This window comes from Nocardia miyunensis NBRC 108239 (genome assembly GCF_001613065.1).
GTDB lineage: Bacteria > Actinomycetota > Actinomycetes > Mycobacteriales > Mycobacteriaceae > Nocardia > Nocardia miyunensis.
In genome coordinates this window covers 1-12,972 of the sequence record NZ_BDBQ01000153.1, presented here as the reverse complement: position 1 = coordinate 12,972, position 12,972 = coordinate 1, and the positions used below count along the sequence as shown (strand labels likewise).

Here is a 12,972-nt window from a genome sequence, read left to right as displayed (position 1 = left end):
GATACGGGAGACGAGAACTGGAGTGCCCCCTGGTGGGGGTGTGAAAGGGGATCGGCTCTCTGTGGATAGTTTCATAGTGTTACGGCGGCTATAGCGGTGGGGAAACGCCCGGTCCCATTCCGAACCCGGAAGCTAAGGTCACCTGCGCCGATGGTACTGCACTCGACAGGGTGTGGGAGAGTAGGACACCGCCGGAACATCCTTTGCGAGAAGGGGACCCAGTTTTGGGTCCCCTTCTCTGCGTTTGCAACCCTGTGCCGCGTGATCGGGGTGTCACCCGTACATGATTCAATTTGAACCATGCGGGTAGCTCCCGCAGGTCACCCGTGAGTGCGTGCGCCGCGGCCGGGTATGAGCAGAGTTCGGAGAAAGGGACCACCGTGTCGGAGCAGAACGACGGTCGCAAACCGTTCCGCCGCAACGGCGGTGGTCAGGGGGCCGGTGGCGAACGGCGCGACGAGGGTCGGCCGTACCCGCCGCGTGAGGGGCGTGAGGACGCCGGACGCGGTGAGGAACGGCGATCCGGTGGAGGCTTCCGACGCTCCGGTTCCGATCGTGGCGACTCCGGCCGCACCGAATCGAATCGCCCGGACGAGCAGAACCGTGGCTCCGGGGATCGCGCAGGCGGCCCCGGTCGCGGTGGTTCCGACAGTCGGCAGGGCGGCGACCGTGGTGGTTTCCGACGAGAGGGATCCGATCACGGCGACCGTGGTGGTTTCCGGCGTGGTGGTTCCGATCGCGGTGATCAGGGTGGTTTCCGGCGTGGTGGTTCTGACCGCGGCGATCAGGGGGGTTTCCGGCGCGGCGGATCGGAGCGCGGTGATCAGGGTGGTTTCCGGCGCGGCGGATCCGATTCCGATGACCGTGGTGGTTTCCGGCGTGGACCGGACCGGGAGGGCCGGAGTGATCGCGGCGAGTCCGGTCGGGCCGGAGATCGGCGTGATTCCGGTCGACCGGGCGGTGCGGGTCGCGGTGATGATCGCCGAGACCGGGATCGTTCGGCGGGCGGGTACCGCGGCGGGCCCGGACGTGAGGACGCGCGTCGCCCCGATCGTCAGGGTGGTGGGCCGCGGCGTGAGGGCGATCGTCCCGGTAGTTACGACCGTGGTCTCGGTCGCGGCGATCGCCGGGGTCCCGCCCGTTCCTTCGACGACGATCGTGGGCGGTCGGAGTCTCGGTACGGCTCGGATCGTCCCCGTGGTGGTGACCGTGACCGCGGCAAGGGCGGCGGTTTCCGCCGCGGCGATGCCGATTTCCGTGGTGAGGGCGGTGGCAGGTCGGGCTCGGACCGCGATTTCGGCTCGGACCGGCGCCGCGGTGGCGAGGGTGCGCAGTTCGGGGCCGGTGGTCGCGGCGTGGATCGCCGTCCGCCGCGCCCGGAGGAGCCCGCGCTCCCCGATGACGTGCAGGCCACCGATCTGGATTCGAGCGTTCGGCGCGATCTGCTGAGTCTCGACAAGGGCAATGCCGAAACCGTCGCCCGTCATCTGGTGATGGCAGCGCGTCTGATCGAGGACGAACCGGAACTCGCGCTCGAACACGCCCGTGCCGCGCGTCAGCGCGCCGGACGGATCGCGGTGGTGCGGGAGACCGCCGGTGTCATCGCTTATCACGCAGGTGAGTGGGCCGAGGCGCTCTCGGAGCTGCGTACTGCTCGGCGGATGTCCGGCGGTGCCGGTCTGCTCGCGGTGATGGCCGATTGCGAACGTGGCCTCGGCCGTCCGGAGCGGGCGATCGAACTCGGCCGCAGCGATGAGGCCCAGCGACTGACCGCCGACGAGGCCACCGAATTGCGCATCGTCGTCGCCGGCGCCCGCATGGATCTCGGCCAATACGACCAGGCCGTGGTGACCCTTCAGACGCCGGAACTGGACCCGGCCCGGGTCGGCCCGGCCTCGGCGCGGCTGTTCTACGCCTACGCCGAGGCACTGCTGGCCGCCGACCGCTCGGACGACGCGCTGAAATGGTTCCTCAACGCCGCGGCCGCCGATGTCGAGGGCGACACCGACGCCGAGGAACGCGCGGAGGAACTGGCTGCCGAATACGATGACGACGAATTCGACGAAGGTGAGATCGTCCCGGGCGGCTTGGGCCGCGACAGCGACGAAACCGGTCCCGCGCCGACGCCCCCGGACGACGACAACCACTGATATTTCCCGAAGACTGCGCCGCCCATACGGTATGTACGCGACCGGCACGCACTATTGGACTGCTCCGATGCTTCCCGCTGTCGCTTTCGTCTTTGCGCTGACCCGCGCGACCGCAGCGCGATAATTCGTGCTGAAATCCACATCTGCATGCCTCTGTTCAGGGACGCAGGCGCGTACGGATGCCTTGGCACAGTGTCCTCGTTGCGTCGAATCGAGCGATGCGTGGCCAGGCGATTAACGCGAAGGTGACTCACCGCCTGCCGCGTCTCCCCAGAGATGCGGGTGCGTGCAGGTGCCCTCGCTGGGCCGCGTTGAGCGACGAGGCGAGGTGATTCGCGCGACGGCGGCACATGTTTGCCTGGAGGTGCAGCCGGGCGGGTTTCGGACTGTTCTGGTTCGAGTCTCGGCGCTCGGCACCTGTGATGCGCACGTCCGCGCCGGAACATGTTTGCCACATGCGCGTAGGAGAGCGGTCGATCCGGGCGGGTTGTCGAATCTGCCGGATACGCCGAAACCCTGTGGCGGACAGATGAATCGCGTGTGACGGATACAGGGTTTCAGCGAATGGCCATGGTAGTGAACTCTATTCGGAGTATTTCTCGATCAATGTCGCCAATTGGTCCAGGGCGCGGAGGGTTTCGGCTTCGGGGGCTGTGTCGAGTTTGAGGGTTACGCGTTCCGCGCCTGCCTCGGCGTAGGCGTCCAGTACTGCCTGGTCGGCCGGGGCCGGGGTGATCATGACCGGCAGGCCGGTTGTGCGGAATTCGGCGAGTTGTTCGGTGACGGCCGCAGGTGTGTCGACGCCGTTGGGGATCCAGCCGACGCCGAGGCGGGTCGCACGGTCCCGGGCGGCCGCGCCGCCGCCGATGAAGATGGGCGGGTGCGGCCGTTGAACGGGTTTGGGCCACGCGTAGATCGGATCGAAATCGATGAATCTGCCGTGGAATTCGGCGGTTTCCTCGGTCCAGATCGCTTGCAGGGCGGCGAGTTGCTCGTCCAGCAGCGCACCGCGGGTGCGGGGGTCGGTGCCGTGGTCGGCCATCTCCTCGCGGTTCCAGCCGACACCGACCCCGAAGACGACGCGGCCGCCGGAGAGCAGGTCCAGGCTGGCCACCTCCTTGGCGGTGTGGATGACGTCGCGCTGGATCAGCAGGGTGACGCCGGTGCCCAGAATCAGCCGGTCCGTCGCGGCCGCGATGGCGCCGAAGGCGACGAACGGATCGAGTGTGCGGTAGTAGTGCCGGGGCAGCTCGCCACCGGCCGGATAGGCCGTTTCCCGGCTCGCCGGGATATGTGAATGCTCGGCGAGGAACAGCGATTCGAACCCCCGCTCCTCGAGCGCTCGGCCGAGGGCGGGTCCGGCGATTCCCTCGTCGGTCAGAAAGGTGTTTACTCCGATCCTCATACGAAGGCCGAACCAGCGACCGGACGCAGGTATTCCATGGCCGACGAAAGTTTGCCCATCCGATGCATCGCGGCGTGGGGGCGGTGCTGCCGAAGTGCGTGGCGGCTGATGTGCATCGAGCCGGGCATGTGCGGACCAAGTAGGCTCGGGCGGTCCGGGTAACGTCCCGGCGTGGGCGTATCGGTGGAGATGAAGGTGGTGCGGGCTTTCGTGGCGCGGTTACGGGATCGGTTCGAGGCTCTGCTGCTGGATCTGGACGGCACCCTGTATCGGGGAAACGCCGTGATTCCCGGTGCGCCCGAGGCGCTTTCGGGTGCGGATTCGGCGCAGGCGTTGATGTTCGTCACGAACAACGCGAGCCGGTCGGCGGCGGTGGTGGCCGCGCATCTGAGCGAACTGGGGTTCCTGGCCGATGCGGACCAGGTGGTGACCAGTGCCCAGGCCGCGGCCCATCTGCTGGCCGATCGGTTGCCGCGGGGGGCGAGCGTGCTCATCGTCGGCGCGGACGATCTGGCCGCGGAAGTCGCACATGTCGGATTGCGCCCGATACGGCGGTTCGGCGACGACGTGCCCGCGGCGGTCGTGCAGGGGTATTCGCCACAGATCGCCTGGCCGGATCTGGCCGAGGCCGCCTATGCGGTGCGGGCCGGTGCGCTGTGGGTGGCCGCGAATACCGATGCGACATTGCCCACTGAGCGAGGTCTGGCCCCGGGAAACGGTGCGATGGTCGCCGCGCTGCGGACCGCCACCGACGCCGAGCCGATTGTCGCGGGCAAGCCCTACGCGCCGCTGGTCGAGGACGCGCTCACCCGTGCGGGCACCCGCTCGGCGCTGGTCGTCGGCGATCGCCTCGACACCGATATCGATGGCGCGCGATGCGTGAACCTGGAATCCCTGCTCGTGCTGACCGGAGTCAGCACCCTCGCAGACCTCGGCGCGCGCTCCGCCGATGGCCTACCGACCTATGTGTCCGACAGCCTGGATGCCCTGAATCATGCTGTGGTGCAAGATGGTCCGGTCCGACACAGCAATGGAGACTTGGTGGATCAGCTGGCCGAACGTCTGAGCCGCCACCCCGGCCGGGCCATCCCGATCATCGCATAGCGCCGCTCGGATGCCGGTTTGATCCCGCCTGAGCTGGACTCGAGGCTCGGGAAAGTCGAATGTGTATGTCCCGCACCGCGATCAGTATCCGCGCGACTGGATTGATGGGTAGCCCGCGATGCCCGTGTGGAAGTGCGCGGCACAACAGATGTGTTCTGGAGCGCGGTGTCTGGACTATGCGACCTGGTTCGTCGGAGGTTCTGCGGCGGGTGGGTGTTATTCGGTTCGCCGGAGGTCGAGTTCGCCGAGGGCGCGGACGATCATCCGGCCCGCTCTGCGGCGGACGATGGCGGCTAGTTCGTGGGCGGCGGTCGGGGTTTTCAACCACCATGCTTCGAGCGGTCGGTAGTCGGCGGCGGGGGTCAGGCGGGCGGCGAGGTCGGGGTGTTGCAGGTGGAGGTAGCGGCGGGCCCGCGCGGCGTGCATGGGGGAGGAGACGATCGTGATGCGGTCGGCGTGCTCGATCATCGGGATCGTGAATTCGATGTTCTGCCAAGTATTTTCGGCATCGGTTTCGGTGCGGATGGATTCGGCCGGGATGCCGAGTCGCTCGTGCGCGTAACGGGCCATCACCTCGGCTTCGACCCATGGGCCCTTGACCGCGCCGCCGGAGAACACCACTAGCGCACCGGGAGTCATCGAGCGGGCCGCGATCCGGCAGCGCCATCGTTGCAGCGGGTGCGTACTGCCGTCGGCGCGGGCCGGGAATCCGAGAACCACGAGGGCATGGGCGCCGTCGCCGTTATCGGGCCGCGTGCCGAGATATCGGCGTGTGGCACGCCAGTGCATCCACTCGGACCCGCCGATGATCGCCGCCGCGATCGCGACGGTACCCCCCAGGATTGCGCCCACCACCTTGGTTCGCATGCGGCCATTGTGCCAACAAGCGGCGTCCTCGCGGCTCAACCCGACGTGGCCCGGGGCTGGAAAACGGGCCTTTCGCAGCGGCGCACCCGCTTGCGGTCAGGCTTCTCGCATGGCGAGTCGGTACATGATGCGGCGTGCCATCAGCCCGGGCTTGTCGGGGGCGAAGCTGAGGTCGATCTGCGGATCGGCGTCGTTCTTCACGACCTGCATGATCCATTCGAGGGCTTCGAGATCCTCGTGATAGGCCTGTTTGTGGGCATCGAGCAGGAAGCTGTCGATGGAGGTGTCGTCGGGGCGGTAGTCGCGGGAGTTGAACCACCAGTAGTGGATCGAGGTGTTCGTCTCGGGGGTGAAGCAGTGCGTGATGTTGTAGCGGTAGTGCGCCGGTTTGCCGGAATCGGGTGCGGGGTCGTGGATTGCGGCGAACGCGACGTGCAGTGCGGGTGAGACGAACCGGGCCTCGGAGGTGCGGTCGACTCGTTTGTCCATGATCTGCGCGGGTTTGCCGTAGACGCCCGGGGGCGGCGAGTCGCGCAGTTCGCGGCGGATCACCACCTGGTCGTTGTCGGTGGAGGCGGACAGTTTGGATCGCGCGTACTCGGGAGTGCCGACGGTGTCGGGGTGCAGGAAGGGGAAATGTGTCTGGTCGATGAGGTTCTCGTCCATCGAGACGTAGTCCGCGTCGATGTGGAAGTCGCCGGTGACGGTTCCCCAGTTCGCGTCGGCCAGCCAGGAGGTGTCGGGGATGAGTGATTCGTCGGCGAGGTCGGGTGCGCCCATCCAGATCCACGTCAGCGGGCCGCGATCGGCGATCGGATAGGTGCGGACGGTGACGGTCGACGGTGTGCTCGACAGCGCGGGCATCCGCGTGCAGACCCCGTCGGGTTCGAATTCCATACCGTGATAGCCGCAGATCAGCCGGTCGCCGGCCAGTTTTCCGCGGACCAGGGGGAACGAGCGGTGTGGGCAGCGATTGCGCATCGCCACCGGCTGTCCTGCCTCGGTGCGGTAGAGCACGACGTCGGTGTCCAGGAAGGTTCGTGCGAACGGGGTGCGGCCGATCTCGGACCGCCGGGCGGCGACGTACCAGCAGTTGCGCACCAATGGTGTTGCGTGCGTTGCGAACTGGCCCGGCTCATGCGGTTCCATCGCGGCGTACACGGTGTCGTCGGTCAGCATCGGAGTTCTCCTCGGATTACTCGTGTTTCAGTCGATATCGAGATCGATGTGGGTGCCGTGGGCGCGGGAGCAGCAGATCGTGAGCTGGTCGGCGGCGGTGCGCTCGGTGGTGGTGAGATAGCTGTCGCGGTGGTCGATTCCCTCGCGTGCGTTCAGAACGTCGGTCAGGCACAGACCGCATTCGCCGCGTCGGCAGTCCGACAGGGTGTCCACTCCCGCGGTCTCGAGCGCGTCCAGAATCGTGGTGCCGGCGCCGACCTCGATGAATCGCCCGGACCGGAGCCGAACCCGAAATCCGTTGTCCTCGGGGCGATGTGCCGCGTTGAACACTTCGTATCGGATGCGTGCGGGGTGCCAGTGGCGGGCCTCGGCGATGGCTCGGACGGAGTCGATCATCGGGCCGGGGCCGCAGATGTAGACGTGGGTGCCCGGCGGCTGGCTCGCCAGGACGTCGTCGAGATCGGGTCTGCCGGTTCGGCTGGTCTCGTGCAGTCGCACCGCGTCGCCACCGAGGGCGAGCACGTCGTCGGCGTAGGCCATGGCCGCCTTCTCCGCGCCGATGTAGAGCATCGAGAAGCTCTGTCCGCGGATGATCAGGGATCGCAGCATCGGCAGGATCGGTGTGATGCCGATGCCCGCGGCGATGAGCAGCACATGCGGGAGGTTCCGGCTCAGGCGGAACGATCCGATCGGGCGGGAGATCCGCAGCAGGGTACCGATTCTGAAGTTCGAGTGGATGTAGGCGGACCCACGGGAACGGTCCTCGCGCTGAACAGCGATGCGCCGGAACGGTTCCGGTCCTCCGTCGAGTCCGAGTCGGCCAACGACCGAGTACTGGCGGTGGAAGGGTCCACCGGCCGGGCCGAAGCGCAGCTCGATATGACTGCCCGCCTCGGCCATCGGCAACGGACTGCCGTCGGCAGCGCCGATCTCGAGTTCGATGATCCGCTCGGTGAGGTTGCGTCGGCCCAGGACGACGGCATCGAAATATTTACTGAGCGCAGCGGTCACGATCGCTCCTGGTTGCTGAAGGCCGAGTCGAATGACGTTTCGGGGCGTTCCCACAGCAGTGAGCGGACGAAGGTGACGGCCTCGGCCGCGCCGCGCAGCCGGTCCATGCCCGCGTCTTCCCATTCGATCGAGATGGGGCCGGTGTAGCCGATGGCGTGCAGGGCGCGGAAGGCGTCCTCCCAGGGGACGTCGCCGTGTCCGGTGGAGACGAAGTCCCAGCCGCGGCGCGGGTCGCCCCAGGGCAGATGCGAACCGAGGACGCCTGCGCGGCCGTTGGGCGGGCGCATCCGGGTGTCCTTGCAGTCGACGTGGTAGATGCGTTCCTTGAAGTCCCAGATGAATCCGACGGGGTCGATGTTCTGCCACATCATGTGGGACGGATCCCAGTTGAATCCGAAGGCTTCCCGGTGCTCGACGGCCTCGAGGGCCCGGATGCTGGACCAGTAGTCGTAGGCGATCTCGCTGGGGTGGACCTCGTGAGCGAAACGGACTCCTTCGCGATCGAAGACGTCCAGGATCGGGTTCCAGCGTCGGGCGAAGTCCTCGTATCCGTCTTCGATGACCTCTGCGGGGACGGGCGGGAACTGGGCGACGTACGGCCAGATCTTGGAACCGGTGAAGCCGACGACCACGTCCACCCCGAGCATGCGCGCCACTCGCGCGGCGCGTTTCATATCCTCGGCCGCGCGTTGGCGTACCCCTTCGGGGTCGCCGTCACCCCAGGTGGAGGGGCGCACGATCGCCCGGTGGCGGAAGTCGATGGGGTCGTCGCAGACCGCTTGGCCGGTGAGGTGGTTGGAGATCGCGAAAACCTTCAGCCCGTGCCGGTCCAGGATGTCCAGGCGAGAGCGGACGTAGGCGGGATCCTGGTCGGCGCGTTCCAGGTCGAGGTGGTCGCCCGACGCGGCGATCTCGAGACCGTCGTAACCCCATTCGGCGGCCAGGCGTGCGACCTCCTCGAAGGGCAGGTCGGCCCACTGGCCCGTGAAAAGGGTTACCGGATGGGTGTTTTCGCGCATGGTGTTCCTTTCAGGCGTCGATGCGGGCCCAGGCGCCGGTGCTCGCGCTGCGGAGCACGGCATCGATGAGGTGCACCGAGCGAAGTCCGTCTCGGATCGTCGGCAGTCCCTCGGGGTGTTCGCCGCGCACGGCGGCGTAGGTGTCGGCGACGAAGGCGGCGAACGCGTCGGTCCAGCCCTGTGCGTGGCCGGGCGGGGTGCGGTTGAGTCGCGCTTGCTCCGGTGCGACGGTTCCTTCGCCGCGATGCAGGGTGAGTGTGCCGTGTTCGGTTCCGAGCCAGGCGGTTTCGGGGTTCTCCTGGTCGAACACGGCCGAGCCGCGGGTTCCGTCGATTTCGAGCCAGAGCCGGTTCTTGCGTCCGGCCGAGACCTGGGAGATGACGGTGTTGGCGGTGATGCCGCGTGCGGTGCGGAACAGGGCGACGGCGGTGTCCTCGGTGCTCACCTCGACCCGTTCGTCGGCGGCGGCCGGTCCGGCGAAGGAGGCGACGGACCTGGCCGGACGGGTCGGATAGGTGATGGTCGTGGCGGCACTGACTTCGGTGAAGACCTCGCCGGAGACGAATTCGGCCAGATCGCACCAGTGCGTGCCGATATCGCCGAACGCCCGCGAGCCGCCGCCGTGACGCGGGTCCACCCGCCAGGTGGAGGCGTCGGGCGAGCACAGCCAGTCCTGCAGATAGGACCCGTGCACGAGCGCGACGTCGCCGAATTCTCCGGCCGCGCGCCGGGCGCGGATCTCGCGGATCAGCGGGTGATAGCGGTACACGTACGGCACGCTCGCCACCACTCCGGCCGTCTCGACCGATGCGGCCAGGTGTTCGGCGTCGGCGACCGTCGTCGCGATCGGTTTCTCGACGATCACGTTGATTCCGGCGTCCACCAGCGCCTGGGCGTAGCGGACGTGGGTGGAGTTGGGCGTGCAGACGTGCACGACGTCGGGCCGGTCGTGCACCAGCGCGTCCAGATCGCGGTATCCGGTTGGCACACACCATGTTTCGGCGACCTGGCGGGATTTGTCGGGTCGCGATGCCAGGACGCCGACGACCGCGGCGCCCGCGTCGCGGGCCGCACGCAGGTGTACCGCGGCGATCATCCCGGTGCCGATGAGCGCGATGCGCAAGGGTGAGTTCATGCGTTCAACTCCGCGAATTCGACGAAGGCCGGATCGGCGACCGCGGTGTCGCCCAGATGCTCGAGGGCTCCCGTGGTTTCGTCGACGGCGTAGGAGCGGACCAGGTCCGCGGGGCGATCGGCCACGAGCAGGAAGGAGCCGGTCGGGTCGAAGGCGAAGCTGCGTGCCGCCAGGCCCGGATGGATCGATCGGCTCAGTGGGGTGTGACCCGCGCGGGTGAGTCCGCCCGCCGCATCGACGCGGAACCACGCGAGCGAGTCCTCGCCGCGGTTGTTCAGGTAGACGAACTGCCCGTTGGGGTGGACGCGCACCTCGGCGGGCTCGTTGGGGCCCACGTAATCCGGTGCGGTGGTTGGTTTCCGGTCCAGCACGGTGAAGCTGCCCTCGGACGGATCGAAGCGCAGTGAGATGAGTTCGGAGGAGAACTCGGCGGTCAGGTAGGCACGGTCCGAGCGGGGATCGAACGCGAGGTGGCGCGGACCGGTCTGCGGCGGCAGCTGGTAGGTGCTCACGGCGGTGAGGGTGGCGCCGAGTTCGAATACCGAGATCCGGTCGGTGGACTTGTCGCACACGATCAGGAAGCGGCCCGTGGGGTCGATGACCGCGCAGTGCGCGTGGCCGCTGGCCTGGGCGTGTCCACCGGCCTGCGGCGAGGAGTTCGGGTCCGGGCCGCCACTGCGGAACACCGCGACGTCGCTGATGTCGCCGATGGCGCCGTCGTCCTCGCGCAGCGTGTACACCACGACGGTGGAATCGTCGTACAGGTACTCCACGGCCCAACCGCCGTCCGTGGCCGGTACGACCCGTTCGACATGGTCGAAGTCGCCGTGGTTGGCGCTGACCAGGATGTTCCGGGACGCTTCGAGCGACAGGTAGGTCGGGCGCGGTCCGGGGGTGATCCGCGAGTTCAGCGGCGTCAGGTTCGCGGTGTGGCGATCCACGGCGAGCGCATGCACCGCCGCGGGGCGCCCGACCGGGCCGCGCCCGTCGGTCTTGCGTTCGTCCACGGCGTACAGGACCGACGACGCGGGTGCGTAGACCAGGTAACCGGCCTGTGCGGGTTCGGCCGCGTGACTCAGGTGGGTGAGATGCTTCCCGTCGGCGCTGACGTCGAACACGTCGATTCCGCCGGGCCCCTCGCCTGGCCCCTCGGTATAGCAACCGACGAACGCGCACAGACGTGCCGGGGGAGTGGTCATGCTGTGACCATGGGGCATGAGTGGGGCGCCTGCGTGGTTACGCTCCGCTGCCGCCTCCGGCCCTGACCCGCTCATGCCGCGATCAGCCTTGCGAGCATCTCCTGGTGTCGGCGGACCTGGTCGACCTCGCTCATGAGGTCCTCGCGGCCACGGTCCTGGAAGTAGCGCTGGCCTTCGTACTCGGAGTTGATGAAGCCGTCGAATCCGCCCTCGCGCAAGGCATTCAGAGCCGCGGGGTAATCGATGGAGATCTCCTGGAACTGTCCCGGGCTCTCCGGCACCTCGGACATGTTGTTGAACTTGCCGTGCACATGCGTCACGTGGGGTGCGAGTTCGCGCAGCGTGTCCGGGGACGTGTTCGACAACATCAGCGCCTCGCTGACCACGGTGTAGTCGATCTCGCGCGGATCCTCGACGTGCTTGTCGGCGTAGGCGATCACGCCGTGGAAGGCATCGGCGAATTCCGCCGCGCACGTGCCGGTGGTCTGGAATCGAGCGAAGTCCGACCGCAGGTTGCCCGCGGTGTGGAAGGACATGTCGACGTGGCCGAACGGAGCGCTGCCTTCCCGCAGTTCCAGTGCCAGGGCGACCGAGGCGTCGCAGGCGGCCTGCTGTGCGCCGCGTCGCTGGAACCATTCCAGTAGTACTTCCGAGGGGCGGAACTGGAAGATGCCCAGGTCGGGCACGATCCCCAGGTGCTGTGTGCCGGTGCGGTCGATCACGTCGAGAATTTCCGTGACCTGCTGTCCCTCCAGCGGCATCGGCTGGTGGATCTCCTTGCCGAGCCGGATGTCGAGGGATTCCGCCAGCGGAAGCGCGGAGACGATGACCTCGATCGGCACCACCGACAGGGTGCGCACGTTGGTGAACCCCAGGGACTTGGCCAGGTGCAGGTCGTGGCGGAGCCGGTCGGCGCACTCCTCGATCGACATCACGTGATCGCGGAACTGCAGCACGTCCATCTGCACGTCCATCGCGACCGGCGTGGTCCCGTACTCGTCCATCCACTCGAACCATCGGCGGGTGAACTCCTCGCCGGGGTTCGGATAGCGCAGCGACATCTCATCGACGATCTCGATTCCGGTGGCGCCGCCGAGATTCCGCCCGACCTCCTCGACCTGCGCACGCAGGTCGAGTTCCTTGAAGAACTGCGACTGCTGGTAGCTGTACAGCGATACTCCGCGTCGGATCGTCATCGGGCCTCCTCGAAGTGCTGGGTCAGGCTCAGCGTGTAGGTCATGATCTGCGGGGTTTTGTCCGAGCCCGCCCCGCTTCCGGGCTTGGGCGGGTTCTTCACCCATTCCTCGTCGGTGGGCAGGTATCCGTACGCGGCCAGCACCGACTGCTGGAACCGGATCGTGTGTTCCCCGGGGGCGAGCCCGCCCGGTGCGCGCACGTGCAGGATGGCCTCGTCGTCGTAGTCCCAGTGCTCGTGCCAGGCGTTGCGGAGCTCTCGGAAATCGCGGGGCGGTTTTCCGTTGATCTCGAATGTCTGTGCGCTGGTGGGATATTCGGTCCCGTCGACCTCGATGTAGTAGCCGTTGTGCAGGGACAGGTACACCCCACGGTAGTTGGCGTGGCGCACGGCGAGGGTGAAGCCGGTCGCTACGCCGTCGTGATACTCGTTGCGCAGGCTGTCGCCGCGGATGAGGAAGTTCTCGAACATCGGATGGCGGTCCTTTCTACGGCTGGTCACAGCCGTGTGGCCAGGTCGCGCGCCGATCACGGACAGCGCGACGTCGGTACGATCGCGGGTCGCGGATTCTCACGACGCGACTTGGATGGGTACGACCCCGTCGCGGCGGGAGTAGCGGAACATCGCGGCCCAGATGATCGCGGCCAGGCCGGCGGCGATGATCGGGACGATCCAGACCGGGGTCCAGGCGGCGAGGTCGGCGGTGTC

10 protein-coding genes, 1 rRNA gene and 1 pseudogene are annotated in these 12,972 nt (G+C 67.6%); 3 read left to right on the top strand and 9 right to left on the bottom strand.

Features of this window, described 5'->3' with window-relative positions; all coding sequences use genetic code 11:
• Positions 1-80: 80 nt before the first annotated feature.
• Positions 81-197 (top strand): 5S ribosomal RNA (rrf, locus tag NM2_RS45900).
• 930 nt (positions 198-1,127) lie between these two features.
• Positions 1,128-2,042, top strand: a pseudogene (locus tag NM2_RS45890) (hypothetical protein); the annotation flags it as partial.
• 691 nt (positions 2,043-2,733) lie between these two features.
• On the opposite strand, the gene NM2_RS45885 reads toward NM2_RS45890, so the two are convergent.
• A complete protein-coding gene (locus tag NM2_RS45885) occupies positions 2,734-3,555 on the bottom strand; it encodes an LLM class F420-dependent oxidoreductase (protein WP_067683788.1) in 822 nt (273 codons plus the stop codon).
• A 189-nt stretch (positions 3,556-3,744) separates the two neighbouring features.
• Here NM2_RS45885 and NM2_RS45880 point away from each other — a divergent pair, with 189 nt between their 5' ends.
• Positions 3,745-4,659, top strand: coding sequence for an HAD-IIA family hydrolase (locus NM2_RS45880; protein ID WP_067683785.1), 915 nt, complete (start codon positions 3,745-3,747; stop codon positions 4,657-4,659).
• Between the two features lie 216 nt (positions 4,660-4,875).
• Here the strand turns inward: NM2_RS45880 and NM2_RS45875 are convergent, their stop codons facing one another.
• From NM2_RS45875 to NM2_RS45840, 8 genes are all read right to left on the bottom strand, one after another.
• On the bottom strand, positions 4,876-5,526 hold the full coding sequence (locus NM2_RS45875) for a YdcF family protein (protein ID WP_067683782.1): 651 nt from the start codon (positions 5,524-5,526) through the stop codon (positions 4,876-4,878).
• 96 nt (positions 5,527-5,622) lie between these two features.
• Positions 5,623-6,705, bottom strand: coding sequence for a Rieske 2Fe-2S domain-containing protein (locus tag NM2_RS45870; RefSeq protein ID WP_067683779.1), 1,083 nt, complete (start codon positions 6,703-6,705; stop codon positions 5,623-5,625).
• 27 nt (positions 6,706-6,732) lie between these two features.
• Positions 6,733-7,716: a PDR/VanB family oxidoreductase gene (locus NM2_RS45865; RefSeq protein WP_169816370.1), complete on the bottom strand. Its 984-nt coding sequence runs from the start codon at positions 7,714-7,716 to the stop codon at positions 6,733-6,735.
• Positions 7,713-8,735, bottom strand: coding sequence for a sugar phosphate isomerase/epimerase family protein (locus tag NM2_RS45860; RefSeq protein WP_067683776.1), 1,023 nt, complete (start codon positions 8,733-8,735; stop codon positions 7,713-7,715). Before NM2_RS45860 ends, NM2_RS45865 begins: the two co-directional genes overlap by 4 nt.
• A 10-nt stretch (positions 8,736-8,745) precedes the next feature.
• Positions 8,746-9,870, bottom strand: coding sequence for a Gfo/Idh/MocA family protein (locus NM2_RS45855; protein ID WP_067683773.1), 1,125 nt, complete (start codon positions 9,868-9,870; stop codon positions 8,746-8,748).
• Positions 9,867-11,069 (bottom strand): lactonase family protein, encoded by a 1,203-nt coding sequence (locus NM2_RS45850; RefSeq protein WP_067683770.1) that lies wholly within the window; start codon positions 11,067-11,069, stop codon positions 9,867-9,869. The genes NM2_RS45855 and NM2_RS45850 overlap by 4 nt, the downstream gene beginning before the upstream one ends.
• A 71-nt stretch (positions 11,070-11,140) precedes the next feature.
• Positions 11,141-12,265: a xylose isomerase gene (locus tag NM2_RS45845; RefSeq protein ID WP_067683767.1), complete on the bottom strand. Its 1,125-nt coding sequence runs from the start codon at positions 12,263-12,265 to the stop codon at positions 11,141-11,143.
• On the bottom strand, positions 12,262-12,735 hold the full coding sequence (locus NM2_RS45840; protein WP_067683764.1) for a C-glycoside deglycosidase beta subunit domain-containing protein: 474 nt from the start codon (positions 12,733-12,735) through the stop codon (positions 12,262-12,264). The genes NM2_RS45845 and NM2_RS45840 overlap by 4 nt, the downstream gene beginning before the upstream one ends.
• Positions 12,736-12,972: the final 237 nt, after the last annotated feature.